Source organism: Bacillus sp. C-3-6, from assembly GCF_054509685.1.
Map to the genome: position 1 here is coordinate 1,535,340 of NZ_CM137247.1, position 15,285 is coordinate 1,550,624.

Annotated in this window: 16 protein-coding genes, 2 other RNA genes and 1 riboswitch; of the genes, 16 read left to right on the plus strand and 2 right to left on the minus strand. The window is 34.2% G+C overall.

All coding sequences use genetic code 11. The features are described 5' to 3' along the window. Positions 1-192 precede the first annotated feature (192 nt). Positions 193-3,852 (plus strand): dynamin family protein, encoded by a 3,660-nt coding sequence (locus ACW0JX_RS07990; RefSeq protein WP_459245545.1) that lies wholly within the window; start codon positions 193-195, stop codon positions 3,850-3,852. A gap of 3 nt (positions 3,853-3,855) precedes the next feature. Here ACW0JX_RS07990 and ACW0JX_RS07995 read toward each other — a convergent pair whose 3' ends face one another. Then, positions 3,856-4,110: a DUF3931 domain-containing protein gene (locus ACW0JX_RS07995; RefSeq protein WP_000369740.1), complete on the minus strand. Its 255-nt coding sequence runs from the start codon at positions 4,108-4,110 to the stop codon at positions 3,856-3,858. A 72-nt stretch (positions 4,111-4,182) separates the two neighbouring features. Between ACW0JX_RS07995 and ACW0JX_RS08000 the strand changes: the two genes are divergently transcribed. From ACW0JX_RS08000 to ssrS (ACW0JX_RS08020), 5 genes are all read left to right on the plus strand, one after another. Beyond that, complete coding sequence (locus ACW0JX_RS08000; protein ID WP_000011410.1) at positions 4,183-4,641, plus strand: GNAT family N-acetyltransferase; 459 nt, start codon at positions 4,183-4,185, stop codon at positions 4,639-4,641. 30 nt (positions 4,642-4,671) lie between these two features. Then, complete coding sequence (locus tag ACW0JX_RS08005) at positions 4,672-4,944, plus strand: YpbS family protein (protein WP_000451820.1); 273 nt, start codon at positions 4,672-4,674, stop codon at positions 4,942-4,944. Between the two features lie 2 nt (positions 4,945-4,946). After that, positions 4,947-5,780 carry a sulfurtransferase gene (locus ACW0JX_RS08010; RefSeq protein WP_095691149.1) on the plus strand — a complete coding sequence of 278 codons (834 nt, stop codon included), beginning with the start codon at positions 4,947-4,949 and terminating at the stop codon, positions 5,778-5,780. 116 nt (positions 5,781-5,896) lie between these two features. Next, positions 5,897-6,079, plus strand: a non-coding RNA gene (ssrS, locus tag ACW0JX_RS08015) — 6S RNA. Positions 6,080-6,100: 21 nt separating this feature from the next. Beyond that, positions 6,101-6,284: non-coding RNA, 6S RNA (gene ssrS / locus ACW0JX_RS08020), on the plus strand. 54 nt (positions 6,285-6,338) lie between these two features. Here ssrS (ACW0JX_RS08020) and ACW0JX_RS08025 read toward each other — a convergent pair. Further along, positions 6,339-6,788: a hypothetical protein gene (locus tag ACW0JX_RS08025; RefSeq protein ID WP_459245546.1), complete on the minus strand. Its 450-nt coding sequence runs from the start codon at positions 6,786-6,788 to the stop codon at positions 6,339-6,341. Between the two features lie 83 nt (positions 6,789-6,871). On the opposite strand from ACW0JX_RS08025, the gene ACW0JX_RS08030 reads away from it, so the two are divergent. From ACW0JX_RS08030 to ACW0JX_RS08075, 10 genes are all read left to right on the plus strand, one after another. After that, positions 6,872-7,183 (plus strand): hypothetical protein, encoded by a 312-nt coding sequence (locus ACW0JX_RS08030; protein WP_000169030.1) that lies wholly within the window; start codon positions 6,872-6,874, stop codon positions 7,181-7,183. Positions 7,184-7,186: 3 nt separating this feature from the next. After that, complete coding sequence (locus ACW0JX_RS08035) at positions 7,187-8,425, plus strand: glutathionylspermidine synthase family protein (RefSeq protein WP_095691148.1); 1,239 nt, start codon at positions 7,187-7,189, stop codon at positions 8,423-8,425. After that, positions 8,418-8,804, plus strand: a complete 387-nt coding sequence (locus ACW0JX_RS08040; RefSeq protein WP_000606862.1) for a DUF350 domain-containing protein — start codon at positions 8,418-8,420, stop codon at positions 8,802-8,804. The genes ACW0JX_RS08035 and ACW0JX_RS08040 overlap by 8 nt, the downstream gene beginning before the upstream one ends. A gap of 213 nt (positions 8,805-9,017) precedes the next feature. Next, a riboswitch (M-box (ykoK) riboswitch) is annotated at positions 9,018-9,183 on the plus strand. Positions 9,184-9,518: 335 nt separating this feature from the next. Then, positions 9,519-10,244 carry a P-type ATPase gene (locus ACW0JX_RS08045; protein WP_000964944.1) on the plus strand — a complete coding sequence of 242 codons (726 nt, stop codon included), beginning with the start codon at positions 9,519-9,521 and terminating at the stop codon, positions 10,242-10,244. Between the two features lie 132 nt (positions 10,245-10,376). Beyond that, positions 10,377-11,243, plus strand: a complete 867-nt coding sequence (locus ACW0JX_RS08050; RefSeq protein WP_000757069.1) for a 5'-3' exonuclease — start codon at positions 10,377-10,379, stop codon at positions 11,241-11,243. A 355-nt stretch (positions 11,244-11,598) separates the two neighbouring features. Further along, positions 11,599-11,739, plus strand: coding sequence for an FbpB family small basic protein (locus ACW0JX_RS08055; RefSeq protein ID WP_001228048.1), 141 nt, complete (start codon positions 11,599-11,601; stop codon positions 11,737-11,739). Positions 11,740-12,067: 328 nt separating this feature from the next. Beyond that, positions 12,068-13,261, plus strand: coding sequence for an acyltransferase family protein (locus tag ACW0JX_RS08060; RefSeq protein ID WP_049108366.1), 1,194 nt, complete (start codon positions 12,068-12,070; stop codon positions 13,259-13,261). Beyond that, on the plus strand, positions 13,262-14,005 hold the full coding sequence (locus tag ACW0JX_RS08065; protein WP_000807062.1) for a YveK family protein: 744 nt from the start codon (positions 13,262-13,264) through the stop codon (positions 14,003-14,005). Continuing rightward, positions 13,992-14,612 (plus strand): CpsD/CapB family tyrosine-protein kinase, encoded by a 621-nt coding sequence (locus tag ACW0JX_RS08070; RefSeq protein ID WP_049108365.1) that lies wholly within the window; start codon positions 13,992-13,994, stop codon positions 14,610-14,612. The genes ACW0JX_RS08065 and ACW0JX_RS08070 overlap by 14 nt, the downstream gene beginning before the upstream one ends. Before the next feature lie 18 nt (positions 14,613-14,630). Further along, positions 14,631-15,269, plus strand: coding sequence for a sugar transferase (locus tag ACW0JX_RS08075; RefSeq protein ID WP_000617645.1), 639 nt, complete (start codon positions 14,631-14,633; stop codon positions 15,267-15,269). The last annotated feature ends 16 nt before the right edge of the window (positions 15,270-15,285 follow it).

Here is a 15,285-nt window from a genome sequence, read left to right on the forward strand (position 1 = left end):
GATATGACATAAAATCCCTTTCATTTGTAAAAAGAATGAAAGGGATTTTTTATTTTTAATGAGAATATGCTGAAAATTTAGTATGATAGTAAAGTGAAACTGTAATCAATGGGTATGTGTAACTCTCACTGGTTATGAGCTCGCAATTAGCGGGGAAAAGTATATACATCTTGGATAAAGGGGAACAAGGGGATGACAAACATAGTACAGACAAACGGTATGAAAAAACTTGTTTGTTTTTATGAAGAGTGGCAAAAACACGGCGATGCAGAGAATAGCTTAAAGTTGTTTGAAGTAATTCAAAAATATAAACGAGAGCAGCTTATGATAGCGTTCTGCGGTCACTTCTCAGCAGGGAAATCAACGATGATGAATCATCTATATAAAGCGCAGTTGTTACCAACAAGTCCAATTCCGACAAGCGCTAACGTCGTTAAAATTGAAAAGGGATTTGATCGTGTTGTTGTAACGATTAAATCTGGAGAACAGTACGAATATGACGGTGCATATTCAGCAGAAGAATTAAAGCAAATTTGTAAAGATGGCGATGAGGTAATTGGTGTTCATATTTATCGGAATGATGCACCAATTCCTGAGGGTGTTATGTTAGTTGATACACCAGGGATTGACTCAACAGATGATGCCCATCAACTAGCGACAGAATCAACGCTACATCTAGCAGACGTAATTTTTTATATGATGGATTATAATCACGTCCAATCGGAAGTGAATTTGCAATTTGTTAAAGAATTGAAACAACGTAATAAAACGGTTTATCTCGTTGTAAATCAAATAGATAAACATAAAGAAAATGAATTATCATTTGAGGATTATAAAGATAGTGTGAAACAATCGTTCTCTAACTGGGATATTGAAGTAGATGGAGTTTATTATACGTCATTACGAATGATGAACCATCCACATAATGAAATTGGAAGCTTAGAAACATTAATTACTTCTATTATGAAAGAAAAAGAGCAGTATGTAAGAGAGGGAATGGAGCGAGAAACAGAACATTTAATGGGAGAACATTTCTCGTTTATTGTTTCTGAAAATGAAAAAGCTCTTTTGACATATGAGGAAGAGTTAGCATCACCGCTTTTGATTTCAGAAATAGTTGAAAAGAAAGAAGAGCTAACGGAAACTAAACATCGCGAGGCTAGTAAAGAATCTCATGTGAGAAACGAATTTATAAAAGGTTTACAAGCTATATTAGATAACGCGTATTTAATGCCATTTGAAATGAGAGAATTGGCAAATGCATATTTAGAAACGAAATTAACAAAGTTTAAAGTTGGTTTGCTATTTGCGAAAGGAAAGACGGAGCAAGAAAAACAAAGACGTGTAGAGGCGTTTTATTCTGCCCTTCAAAAGACTGTTGAAACGCAACTTGATTTTCATGTGAAAGAATTTATTGTAGCCTTCTTAAAAGAAGAAGGATTGTTCACGGAGGAAATTGGGAAAGACATATATGCTTTAGAAATCGCTTTTGGACCAGAAATGTTAGCTGAAGTCATTAAACAAGGTGCAGGTTTCACAGGTGATTACTTACTTCTTTATACAGCGGATGTAGCGAATGAACTGAAGAAACGTTATTTTACAAAAGCACAGCAAATTTTTGATAAAAGTGCAGTTGTTTTAAAGCAAAAAGTGAAGGAAGCAGTTGCTCGTATGGAAGAAGAGATTGAAAAATATACGATGTTGCAAACGGCAAAAGAGACGGAATTACAATACAGTAACAATTTAGAGACATATGAAAGTTATTTACAAAATGTTTGGCACGAGCGTGTTGCTACACCAGAAGGATTGCAAATAGAGGAGATATTGCAACGTGAAAAACAAATTGTTAGTGAGAAATTCACACTACAAGAGCAGGAAATGGTAAATGATAACGTAGCGGCTCATGAAGAAGAGATAAAAGGAACGGCAGCTTTAAATATTCAGCGTATATTAGAGAAAGTGAAGAAAGCTGAAATGATATTAGAGCCATTGCCAGCGCTGAAACATGTACAGCAAGAGGTGATAGAAAAAAGGCGTCGTGTGGAAACGAAACAATTTACAGTAGCGTTATTCGGAGCTTTTAGTGCTGGGAAATCATCATTTGCCAATGCCTTACTTGGTGAGAAGGTACTTCCTGTATCACCAAATCCGACGACGGCAACGATTAATCAAATATTGCCGGTTACAGAGGAAAAACCACACGGAACAGTAATGGTTCAATTCAAATCAAAGCAAGCTCTATTAGAAGATATGAAAGCTGTTTATAAGCTGTTTCATTATGAGATTACTACGTTAGATGAGGCGTTAGCACAAATTGATAAAGTTATGAAATATCCTTCACCGACTGGGAAGCAAAAAACAACATTTAGCTTTTTACGAGCGGTACAAAAAGGGTATGATGCAGTTTCTACTTATTTAGGAGAACAAGTACAAGTCACATTAGAAGAGTTCTCTGATTATGTAGCGAATGAAGAAAAATCATGCTTCGTTGAGTATATGGAGCTTTATTATGATTGTGCTTTAACAAGGCAGGGAGTAGCGCTTGTAGACACACCTGGAGCGGATTCTATTAATGCTCGCCATACGGATGTTGCATTCCAGTATATTAAAAATGCAGATGCTATTTTATTTGTAACATATTATAACCATGTATTCTCTCGTGCTGATCGTGAATTTTTAATTCAGCTTGGGCGTGTAAAGGATACTTTTGCCCTTGATAAAATGTTCTTCTTAATTAATGCGGCGGATTTAGCAGAGTCTGAAGAAGAACTTGAAATGGTAAAAGGTTATATCGCAGATCAGCTACTGCAATACGGTATTAGAAATCCGCGTTTATTTGCAATTTCAAGTTTATGTGCGCTTGAAGAGAAACAAGGAAAGAATGTTGAAAAAGAGAAGTATGGTATTTTACAAAACTCTGGAATTACTAAGTTTGAGGAATCATTTACGTCCTTTATGATGAGAGATTTAATGCTTGTTTCTGTGCATGCTCTATATGGTGCGTTGCAAGGGGCAAATCAGCTTTTAGTAAACATGATAAATGGTGCAAAGCAGGGGAATGAAGAGAAAGAGAAGCAAACGAAAAAATATGAAGCAGAGCGTGATCAACTACTTCATATTATTTCATCATATAGTGTACTTGCTGAAGAACAGGCGATGCAAAATGAAGTGAAAGAGTTGCTTTATTACGTGCAACAGCGTCTATTCCTACGTTATAACGATGTGTTTACTGAATTTATTAATCCGGCGTCACTTCGAACGGATGGAAATGTGAAAACACAATTGCAACAGTGTGTTATGGAATTAGTAGCATTTATTCAGCATGATTTATTACAAGAAATGCGTGCGACATCATTACGTCTTGAAAAATGGATAGACGAAGCGATGAAGCGTGTAAAGGACGAAATTGTAGTGAACTGTAAAGTAGAAAATCAATCAATTTCTATGAATGGAACAGTTGAGTATGAATATAAAGATATTACACATAAAGAACCGTTCCCTTCAGTTGAAATAAAAGATTTCAAAAAAGCACTGGCACATTTTAAAAATGAGAAAAGCTTTTTTGAAAAGAATGACAAAGCTTTTATGCAAGAAGACGCTAAATTTGTATTAGAACCGCTTGTATCAAACTATGTAGCCGATGAAAAAGATTTATTTGTCCATCATTATAAGCAAGAATGGGATATGAAGTGGAACTTATTCCAAAAAGTGATGCAACAAGATGTAATGAACTATTATGAAAGTATATTGTTTGCATTGGCTGAAACGATCGATGTATCTCTATATGAACAAAGTAAAGAACAATTGCACAATCAGTTAGTAGAGATTGAAAAAGAAATTTATGTTATATAGTCGTTATGAGAAAAAGATTCGTTCAATTTTCTTTTGCAGTACAGTATCTAAAGATTTGACAAATCCAGCAAATTCATCGGTAGAAATCATATGAGTAAGAACGAGTCGTCTGCCATCTGGTGTTTCACCGCATAAGACGAATGAAGAAAATTCGTATGTTTTATTTTCAACTACTAATTTTGGATAGGAATACGTGTCGCTTTTCTTCTTCTTTCCATCAATAGAGATGACGTTGCATTTTTTCTCATTGTTGTCCATGGTGAATCCCTCCTTTCTATTATTTATGGTAGACAAGGAGGGTTTAGAACAATAGAGATGGGGGGATTTTTTATGTCTTTTGTAATAGAACGTATTTTAAAAGAGGCTATACCGAAGTCTTTATTGCTACTTGCTGATCCAAGTGAACGGCAAATAGCTATATATGTACAAAGAGGGTTAACATACGTAGCAAAGCAAGGGGGCAGCATCATCGGTGTGTATGTTCTTTTGGAAACAAGGCCGAAGACGATGGAAATCATGAATATTGCGGTTGCAGAGCATTTGCAAGGAAAAGGGATTGGGAAGAAGCTATTAAGGCATGCCGTAGAAACTGCTAAAGGATATGGTATGTCAAAACTTGAAATTGGTACAGGAAATTCTAGTGTTTCACAACTTGCTTTATATCAAAAATGTGGATTTCGTATTTTTTCTATTGATTTTGATTACTTTTCGAAGCATTATGAAGAAGAGATTATTGAAAATGGCATTGTATGCCGTGATATGATTCGGCTTGCAATGGAATTGAATTAGAACGTATAACTTATTTAGGGGGAAGAGAAGATGGAAGTACATAAAGCAATTACAGCACATTCTCGTAAACAAAATGAAAGTGTAAAAGCATGTTTACAATTAGATGCGCAGCGTGAAGCAGCTATTGAAGCAGCCGTATCTCTTGCGTCAAATGGGAAAGAATTTTCGGTTGATGTCATTAATGTTGTAACAAAGCAAATTAATGATCTTGCAAAAAATGGTGTTACCTTGCAGCGTAAATATGTTACAGAAGAAATGGTTATGGAGTATGTAAGTCGTTTACAAGAGAAAGAAGGTCGTTAAAGATGATAGTTACAGTCGAATGGTTACGTGAGCATATAGAAGATGAGAACGTCCGTGTAATCGATTGTCGTTTTGATTTAGCGAATCCTAATTGGGGTAGAGAAAAGTATGAAGAAGAACATATTCCTCATGCGTTATATTTTGATTTGAATTTAGATTTATCAAGTCCTATAGCAGAACATGGTGGCCGCCATCCGTTGCCAAGCATTGAAGAGTTTGCGGACAAGCTTTCGGAGGTTGGTATTGATGAACATACGACAGTAATTGCGTATGACAGTCAAGCTGGTGCAAATGCTGCTCGTTTATGGTGGTTATATAACTATGTAGGACATGAGAAAGTATATATATTAGATGGTGGTTTCCCGGTTTGGAAAGAGAAGGGACTACCGACAACAACGGAAATTCCTGTTGTTATACGAAAAACATTTAAAACAAACATACAAGATCATATGCTTGTATCGATGGAAACAGTAAGAGAGAATATCCAGGCAGGTGCAGATGTTACGTTAATTGATTCAAGAGAGCCAAAACGTTATGCTGGTGTAGAGGAACTTGTCGATCATAAAGCAGGACATATTCCGACAGCAACAAACTATTTTTGGAAGGATGGAATATTGCAATCAGGACAATTTAAGAATGAAGCTGAGCAACAAGAACGATTCCAAAATCTGTCGAAAGATAAGGAAACCATTGTATATTGTGGTTCTGGTGTTACGGCATGTCCAAATATCATTGCGTTAAAATTGGCTGGATTCCAAAATGTTAAATTGTATGCAGGTAGCTGGAGTGATTGGATTTCTTATCCAGAAAATCAAATTGCAAAAGAAGAAGATTAATCACTTGCATGCAAAAATAATTTGTATTAAAATAAGGTCACAAGCAAGAGATTGCTCGAAAAACTTTGTATTTTACACATTGGAAACAATGTGATAATATAACGACAAGTAAATAATACATCCTGCGGTGTACGTAACTTATTTATGTCTAAAACCGATGTTAGTTATACGGAAGCTCAATATTTAGCGACCATCATCAAGCCTTCCTTGTGGAGGAAGATGTACGGTAACTGTGAGGGCATCCACCTGCGAGTAGCGGGTTTTTGGACATTTACGAGGAGCGGCACGTGCGGGGGTCTTATTTCAACTAACCTTATATAAAATTCCTACGGTGTACGTAGCTTATGCATGTCTTAAACCAATAAGTTTAATATGGAAGTTCAATATTTAAATGTAGCTAACATGCCATCTTTTTAAGAAGGAAGTTACAAACATTTGTGAGAGCATCCACCTGTGAGAGCAGGTTTATGGACATCTAGAGAGAACGGCATATGTGGGGCTATATAAAAACCTTACGTTTTATACGTAAGGTTTTTTTGTTGCATAGATATATCAATATTATCTTGATTCACCTGTGAAGTTTCCGTAATAAATGTAGCACTTTCTGTCTTCATCAATCCCTCTTGAATCCAAGGAGAATTCCATAGACATGCCGTCTCGCTGAATATATATAATATCTGAATGAAGAGATGGTAAAATTTCTTCGTAGTTCCATACATCTTGACTATCTACTAAGCTTGAACTCGTTTCACTTAGTTCTCTAATTTCAAAACCGATGTGGGAGTATGTAGGGTCTGAAGGGTCATTGACGAAAACTTCTTTTTGAATATAAATAACCGCTGTTCCGTCTGGATCAACCGAAGTTGCAGTAACAACATAAGTATTTTTCTCTTTAATAAAATATTCACAAGTCATGCGTGCGATAATTTCAGAATTAGAAATATTGGCGTAGTTCCATAAAGCAGGATACCCTTTCGTTTCATCATTAAGTCGATATTCTAAGCGCATTTAATCCCTCTTCTTCCTTTTTCTTCTACTTTATCATGCCATCCTATATAATAGGAATAGAATTTAAAAAGGGGAGTGCGAAGGTGACAAAAACGAAATGGCTAGTAGGTGGTGTCGTAACATCTTTAATGACTGGCACTTTATTTGGCTGCGCACAAGATCTTCCCCCAAAACCGAATGATAATAGTTGTTCTGATTGGGATTGGGATGATGAACTTGGGGTATGGCAGTGTGATGATAGTAGTTCAGGTTATCGTGGGCATTATTTCTATGGTGGGCGATACTATCAAAATAAGTCCACCTTTAAAAATTCATCGGCGTTTAAATCGTATCAATCGTCTGCTGAATTTAAAGGTGGAATTGGAAGCGGTTCAAAGGGAGGATTTGGGGGCTAAAATATGTCGCAATACATAAGAAATCGAAAAGAATTTTATTTAAAATATCCGAATTTTTGGTCGGATTTATATGAATGTGAGTATAGTTTGTTTCATGTTTTTTCTATAACAAATCAGACTTTGGACCAATTACACTTAGCGACTGAACGAATGGGGAAAATATTTTTTAAGACTGCTAGACTGCTGCGTAATTTAAGTGACGAACAGCTTCTAGATCTTGGCTTTCCATCCGCGAGTTTATCATTCATTAGAATGAAAGGGCTTTATCCTGAATCTGTAATTTCGCGATTTGATTTTGCTGTAACAGAGGATAATAAAATCAAAATGCTTGAGTTTAATAGTGATACACCAACTTTTATTGTGGAATGTTTTCGAATGAATGGGAAAGTATGTGAAAATCTAGGCTATGATGATCCAAACTCGGATCAAGAACGATTGCTATCTTCTGGTGTAACGAAAGCAGTAATGGAAGCGACAAAGGGATTAGATAATCCAAATGTTGTTTTTACAGCACATCATGAACATATCGAGGATTGGAATACCACTATGTATTTAAGTCAGCTATGCCATGTTGAAAATAAAGTAGTGCCAATGTCAGAACTTAGAATTACAAAGGATGCTCTAGTCGATAAAGATGGGGCGAAGATTGATGTTTTATATCGCCAAACATATCCGATAGAAGATTTAATTGAGGATCAAGATCCTGAAACAGGAGATTTGGTAGGTGTGGAACTGTTACAACTTGTAAAAGCCGGAAAGCTTTTTATAATAAATCCTTTGTCAGCATTTTTACTTCAGCCAAAATCAATTCAGTGCCTTATTTGGGGGTTAGCAGAAGAAGAGGTCTTTTATACAAATGAGGAACAACAGTGGATTAAAGAATATATGTTACCTACATATTTAGAACCAGATTTATTTTTAGGAAAAGGTTCTTTCGTTCAAAAACCTTCATTTGGGAGAGAAGGAGATACAATTACGATTCGCGATAAAGACGAAAATATTATGCTTCAAAATGCATACGAAACGTATAAAGCGTCACTGCCGATATTTCAAAAGTATACCGAACTGCCAGTCGTATCCTTGGAAACAGAAAAAGGGATCGAGAAACTGTCATATGTGTTTGGTTCGTTTTTAATTGCTGGAAAAGCGAGTAGTATCGGTATTCGTGCGGGAGAAAAGATTACAGGAAATGAATCGTACTATTTACCGGTAGGTATAAAAAGGAGGGGGAAAAATGATTAATTTTTTATTATATTTAGCAGTAACACTCGGCCTTTTATGTATAGGTCTGTTCTTGATGGAAGTGACAACGAAAGTAAAGGAATTTAAGTTAATGGCTCAAGGAAATAAGGCGGTAAGCTATGTGCTTGGAGGACGATTACTTGGGTTAGCTGTTGTTTTATATTCGACAGCAGCTAATTCAATTTCACTTCTTGATATGATTTCGTGGGGAGCAGTTGGGATTTTGGCTCAAATTATCGTCTTTTATTTAGCTGAGTGGCTTACACCACGCTTTAATATAAACAAAAGTCTCGAAGAAGATAATCAAGCAGTCGGTCTTTTTCTTATGTTTTTATCGCTTTCGATTGGGATTGTAATCGCTGGTTGTATAACTTATTAAAAACTTTACGTTTAAACGTAAAGTTTTTAATTTTATCCCGCTATTTGCCGGGCAGCCCGATTGGTGAGGGCTAATAATCAGTGGGGGATGAACAAAACCCCCACTGATTAAAGTTTCACTTTATATACGTTAGTTTGCCATACCTTTTGAAAAAATTGTAGGCTACGGTTGACATCTATTTTAAATAAGAGTAACATTTTCAATGTAATGAAAATAAGTCTCTGTTAGGTGAGGCTCCTGTATAGAGAAATGCTACTGCCCAAAAATGTCGAGAGACGCCAATGGGTCAACAGGAATGATCGAATTAAGGTTTTTCTTAACGTAGCTGGTAATGTACCTATGCTATACAGTGCTAAAACTCGGCGAGGGAGAGGTCCGTAGATTTCTAATTATATTAGAAATCGTTTATTTGTGTATGTAATGGCCACTACTCTCTTAAGGGTAGGGGTCTTTTTTGTTACCAAGCTATGAGTAATTTCATAGTATAAACTATAAAATTAAACGAGGAGGTGAGGAGCATGTCAAATTCTGACTCGGTTCCGTTACCCATATACTTCAAATCAAAAATATATGATGTAGGCAGGAAACGATTTGTTCCTCCCTCTATATTTATCACAATGTAGCGTTTATAAAGCGCTAGACACTTTCACAGTAAAGTGGATAAATTGAGAAACAAAGCGTTTCTTCCTATGTTGTAAAGGAGGAGACGATAATATGTTATATGCAAACAAAACTGTGGGTAACACGTCATATAAACTAAATAAAAAATCAATAAAAGAACAAACAATGCTCCAAAAAAATAAAGATTTATTAATTGAAATTGCAACAAGAGATGTAAAATCTGTATTTGCATATTTTAAAACAACAAGAGACGGACTATCAATGAAAGAGGCGCAAAAACGTATTCAAGTATATGGCCGAAATGAACTAACTTCAAAAAGAGCAATTCTTGCAGAAGTAATGATGAAGCTTGGTGGCATGATTCCAGGTTTTTCAAAACAACGTGTGTGTGATGAATTACAACGTGAAACGATTACTGTATCTAGAGTAGAATGTTCTAGTAGTACAGGGCTAAATAGTGAACTGAAAATGATGGAGATACCAGTGCAAGAACTTGTACCTGGAGATATGATTTTTCTTTCGGCTGGAGATGCTGTGCCAGCTGATGTACGTATTATTTATGCAGATGATTTATTAGTGAATGAGTCTGTGTTAACGGGAAACGAAGCGAGTATAGAGAAGTTTGAAAGCTGCTATCACCTTGAACGTAAACGATTTATTCCATTAAAACGGATGAAAGATTATAATCCACTTGAGCTTGAAAATGTATGTTTTAAAGGTTCACATATCGTTAGTGGAAGTGCAAAGGCTGTCGTTGTTTCTACTGGAAAAAATACGTATTCAGGCATATTGCATACTTGTTGTAGTAGAACGTCTTAATGTGTTAATGGTGCTAAATATACAAAAACAATGTATAATAGACAAAGTTGAGCAAAAACGTAGAATGGTAATCTATTTATATAACCTTACGTGATAACGTGAGGTTATTATTTTTTTAATAGGAGAGGAATTATGAAAAAAGTATTATTAGTTGATGGTATGGCACTATTATTTCGTGCTTTTTACGCAACAAGTGTCTACGGACAATTTATGAAACGACAAGATGGAACCCCTACGAATGGGATTCATGGTTATATGAAACACTTGTTAACAGCTACGCAAGCGATTGAACCAACACATATCGTTACATGCTGGGATATGGGAAGTACGACATTTAGAACAGAATCGTTCTCGAATTATAAAGCAAATCGTGCAGCGCCACCAGAAGAATTAATTCCTCAATTTGATTTAGTACAAGAAATGACTGCGAAATTATCCATTCCAGTTATCGGTATGAAAGGCTACGAAGCGGACGATTGTATCGGTACGCTTGCAAAACAATACTGCAATGAAGCTGAAGTTTATATTTTAACTGGTGATACAGATTTACTTCAACTTGTTGATAAGAACGTTACGGTTATGCTTCTGCGTAAAGGAATTGGAAATTACGAATATTACACACCGGAGAAAATCATGGAAGAAAAAGGTGTAGAGCCGTGGCAAATCGTCCATGCAAAAGCTTTCATGGGAGATACAAGTGATAATTATCCAGGTGTAAAAGGTATCGGTGAAAAAACAGCGTATAAGCTTATTCAAGAGCACGGAACAGTATCCGCTGTACTAGAAAATGTAGAATCATTAACAAAAGCGCAGCGTACGAAGATTGAAAGTGATTTAGAGAACTTAAATATTTCGTTGCAATTAGCACAAATTCACTGTGAAGTTCCAATTTCATGTTTACTAGAAGAGGGATTACACACAATGGATGAAGAAAAACTTAGATTTGTTTGTGAAGAAATGAATTGGGGAAGACCTGAAATATTAATAAATATGCTATAAATAGTTTGGAAAGAGGGATGTTGCATAAGTCGAAATTTGACTTGGTGACACCTTCTTTTTGTTTTTGTAAACAGTATTATAGTAAATAAAATTATGTCGAACTCAATTTTAAATATATAAATGTTTCGACAAGATATAATGATAAAAGTTGATGGGAATAGTAATTTTTATAATGAAGTGAATTAATTTCAACATAGTTTTAGAGAGTCTTTTTTTCATGTTCACAAAGTTGTCAGAAAATAAATGGAATTTTCATATGAAGTTCAAATAGAATTCACAACAATCAATTATTATAAGGACACACAGATAATTCTTTATCTTTTATATAAACCATCCCCCAAGGAGGACAATGAAAATGAGAAAAAAAGTGAGAAAATCTTTTAAACAATTATTAATTGAAAATAAACAATCACTATTAAATAATAAAGAAAATATGAAAGAAATTGAAGAGAGAATTGAGAAACGACATGTAGCATATAGTGGTGCTAGTAATTAAATAAAATAAAAAAGATAGCCTATGTAGGCTATCTTTTTTATTTTATATTGAAAAAACGCTATTCATCTCTTTAATTTTGTAAATATGCAAGAAATTTTTATAGTGTTTTTCTATCAATATTACTCATTTTTCGAGGTTGAAATTGGTATATACCAATTTTTGAGATTCGCTATTCATAATATTACAAAAAATGTTACAATACACTCAAATTTATACTATAAAATCATTTTAATATGAAAAATTGGAATGAAAAGAAAGGAGAGGAATATGAATAAAGATGTCGCTTTGAAATGATTATTATCATTTCATTAGGAGTTGATGTAAAAAGATGAAGAGATACGAGGAATTGGATTCTATAAGAGGGATTTCTTCATTAATAGTAATGATCGGTCATCATTTAATGATTTTTTCAGCATTTCAAAATTACAGCTATGAAGATAATAAACCATTTGTTGTGTATCTATTAAAAGAAACGCCTGCTCGTCTTATTTTTAGTAGTGGTAACGAATCTGTTATTATCTTTTTTGTTTTGAGCGGATTTGTTTTGTATGAATCTATTCAAAAAACCTATAGTAGCTATGGGTCATACCTTTTAAAACGTATATGCAGAATATATATTCCTTATATTGTGGCAATAATTATAGCTATTATATGCCAGGCTACAATTAGTGAATATGGTATTTCTTATTTAAGTGAATGGTTTAATCGCTCATGGACGATTGAAAGTTCTCCAAGCTTAATAGCGCAACATATTTTATTGGTTGGGAAATATAATACAGATGCATATAACGGTGTGATTTGGTCACTTGTCCATGAAATGCGAATATCAATAATTTTTCCGTTAATTTTGATGATTTGTTTACGAAAAACGTTAAGGTGTTCATTACTATTATTGTTTAGTTTTAGTATATGTTCTGTCGTAATATTATTTTTGTTTCGCTCGGGCTTAACATTAACAAGCTATGCATTAACGTTGCATTATACGGTGCTGTTTTTATTGGGGGCACTAGTTGCGAAGTATAAAAATAATTTAATAGTTTTTTATAGTAATTGTACTAAAAACACGAAAATTGCATGGTTTTTATTTGCGATTTTACTTTTTATGTATGAAGGACTTATTGGAGAAATTAAAGTACTCAATAATTTTATATTTCGAGACTACGTAGTGGCGATAAGTGCAAGTCTATTTGTCATATTAAGTTTGTCAATATCAACTTTGTCATCCTTGCTACGCAATAAATACTTGTTATATTTGGGGAAGATTTCTTACAGTCTTTATTTATACCATATTATATCGTTGTTTTCCCTTATATACATGTTCCATGAAATATTACCGTTGCCTATTATTTTAATTTTTTCACTTATATTTTCGTTTATACTTGCAATACTTTCGTATATATATGTAGAAAAATTTGCATTCAGAGTCGGAAAGTATGTAACAAAACAAGTGGATAGAAAGAAGAGAGGGGTATCTGTAAAGAGTGACTTGCAGGATGTTATTCAGAAAAGGGCGGTGAAATAATTGAAGCAAGAAATGAGTATAAAAGATTTTCAACAATTATTGAAAAGAAGATTCGTAACGATTATTTTAACGATGTGTTGTTTAACCGCTTCTTTAGTTCTTATCTCTATGTATGTTTTAAAGCCGTCATATCAATATTCAACGCAAATTCTTGTTGGGAATTTAGATGAGTTTAATAAGGAAAATTCAACAAATAAAACACAAGAAAATAAGCAACTAGTAACATCGTATGTTGATATTTTAAAAAGCCCATTAATTATTTCAACAGTCAAAAAAACTTTGAAATTAGAGCAATCAAGTTATGAATTAGCACAAAAAATCTCGGTAGTGAATACGGACAATTCACAAATTGTAACTGTTACAGTAAAAGATTCCAATCCGAAAGTCGTGAAAGACATTGTAAAGACATTGGCAGAGCAATCACAACAAAGTTTTCAACAGTACACAAATGTACAAGGTGTGAAAGTGTTGACGGATCCTGAGTTACAGGAACAGGCTGAAAAATTGTTTCCGAAATTTCAACTGATCATTCCTATTTCTTTAATTGTTAGTTTTTTTGTTGGGATAGGTTTAGCTGTATTTCGAGATTATTTTGATGAACGTATATACACGGAACAAGATTTAGAGAAAATAACAACAGTCTCTGTTATTGGTCACATAAATGTGAAACCGAATAGAAAACAGAAATCTACAGAGATTGATAAACAATCATCTATATATCGAGGTGAACATGTCGATGTTTAGGACAAAGAAACAGCTGCCATTCGATTTGCATGATGATCTGATGAAAGAGCAGTTTTATACGGTGTATCACGAGCTGAGAAAATCTGGAAAACAACTATTCACAGTTAGTTCAACGAAGGACAGAGGGGTTGTTGCCTCACTTATAGTAAATATGGGTCTAGTGTTTGCAGAAATGAAGAAAAAGGTGTTACTTATTGATGTGAATTTTTCTGACCCTAAATTACATGTATTATTACAAAGTGATCACATGATAACCGTAAACGATATAATAAGCTCTTTCCCCTGCAATTATGAATCTTTTTCTAGTAATTTGTCTAAATACTTATATTGTATTCCTGCAAAAAAAACAGTACACACAGGGACGCCCTTAGTTGCTATGGATGAATTTGATAATGCGATTGCTAAGTGGAAAGAAGATTTTGATTACATTTTCTTTTATTCTTCTGAAGTATTTGATCTTCCTGCTACGCACATTATTGCAGAGAAATGCGATGGAATGGTCTTAGCAGTTAAAAAGCGAAAAGATTCACTACGTACAGTGCAAAAAGTAATAGCGGATATAAATAGGAAAGAATGTGAATTAATAGGTATAATTTTATATTCTTGAATGTGGGGGTAACGATCCATGATTCGTGAAACAAATCAAGCCAAGTTGTATACGATTCCGGCTCAAGAAAAGCCTAGCATATTGAATCGAAGTGTAAAACGCTTGTTTGATATTATATTTTCAATCATATTGTTACTATTAACGATACCAATTATGTTGTTCTTTTGTATTATGATTACTTTAGAAACATCAGGGGCTCCAATTTACTTTCAAGAACGTTTAGGTATAAACGGGAAGAAGTTTAATGTATTTAAATTAAGATCAATGGTAAAGGATGCTGAAATAAATGGCCCACAATGGGCAAAAGAACATGATTCAAGAATTACAAAAGTTGGATTGTTTATAAGAAAAACGAGAATTGATGAATTACCACAACTTTTAAATATTTTAAGAGGAGATATGTCTTTTGTAGGCCCTAGACCAGAGAGAGAGTTTTTTTATAATGAGTTTGATACGTTTATTCCAGAATTTAAGGATCGTTTAATGGTAAAACCAGGATTAACAGGATGGGCACAAATAAATGGAGGATATAATCTTGATCCAAAGGAAAAGTTGAGGCTGGACATGGAGTATATTGAAATGAAAACATTTCGGCTGGACATCCGTATTTTATGTAAAACCGTTTTAATTGTATTGAACGGTAATGGTGCAAGATAAATATATATGTAAACAA

Excerpts from the sequence above, each read along its gene's own strand:
- ACW0JX_RS07990 (WP_459245545.1), top strand. The coding sequence starts at position 193 with ATGACAAACATAGTACAGACAAACGGTATGAAAAAACTTGTTTGTTTT.
- ACW0JX_RS07995 (WP_000369740.1), bottom strand. The coding sequence starts at position 4,110 with ATGGACAACAATGAGAAAAAATGCAACGTCATCTCTATTGATGGAAAG.
- ACW0JX_RS08000 (WP_000011410.1), top strand. The coding sequence starts at position 4,183 with ATGTCTTTTGTAATAGAACGTATTTTAAAAGAGGCTATACCGAAGTCT.
- ACW0JX_RS08005 (WP_000451820.1), top strand. The coding sequence starts at position 4,672 with ATGGAAGTACATAAAGCAATTACAGCACATTCTCGTAAACAAAATGAA.
- ACW0JX_RS08010 (WP_095691149.1), top strand. The coding sequence starts at position 4,947 with ATGATAGTTACAGTCGAATGGTTACGTGAGCATATAGAAGATGAGAAC.
- ACW0JX_RS08025 (WP_459245546.1), bottom strand. The coding sequence starts at position 6,788 with ATGCGCTTAGAATATCGACTTAATGATGAAACGAAAGGGTATCCTGCT.
- ACW0JX_RS08035 (WP_095691148.1), top strand. The coding sequence starts at position 7,187 with ATGTCGCAATACATAAGAAATCGAAAAGAATTTTATTTAAAATATCCG.
- ACW0JX_RS08040 (WP_000606862.1), top strand. The coding sequence starts at position 8,418 with ATGATTAATTTTTTATTATATTTAGCAGTAACACTCGGCCTTTTATGT.
- ACW0JX_RS08045 (WP_000964944.1), top strand. The coding sequence starts at position 9,519 with ATGTTATATGCAAACAAAACTGTGGGTAACACGTCATATAAACTAAAT.
- ACW0JX_RS08050 (WP_000757069.1), top strand. The coding sequence starts at position 10,377 with ATGAAAAAAGTATTATTAGTTGATGGTATGGCACTATTATTTCGTGCT.
- ACW0JX_RS08055 (WP_001228048.1), top strand. The coding sequence starts at position 11,599 with ATGAGAAAAAAAGTGAGAAAATCTTTTAAACAATTATTAATTGAAAAT.
- ACW0JX_RS08060 (WP_049108366.1), top strand. The coding sequence starts at position 12,068 with ATGAAGAGATACGAGGAATTGGATTCTATAAGAGGGATTTCTTCATTA.
- ACW0JX_RS08070 (WP_049108365.1), top strand. The coding sequence starts at position 13,992 with ATGTCGATGTTTAGGACAAAGAAACAGCTGCCATTCGATTTGCATGAT.
- ACW0JX_RS08075 (WP_000617645.1), top strand. The coding sequence starts at position 14,631 with ATGATTCGTGAAACAAATCAAGCCAAGTTGTATACGATTCCGGCTCAA.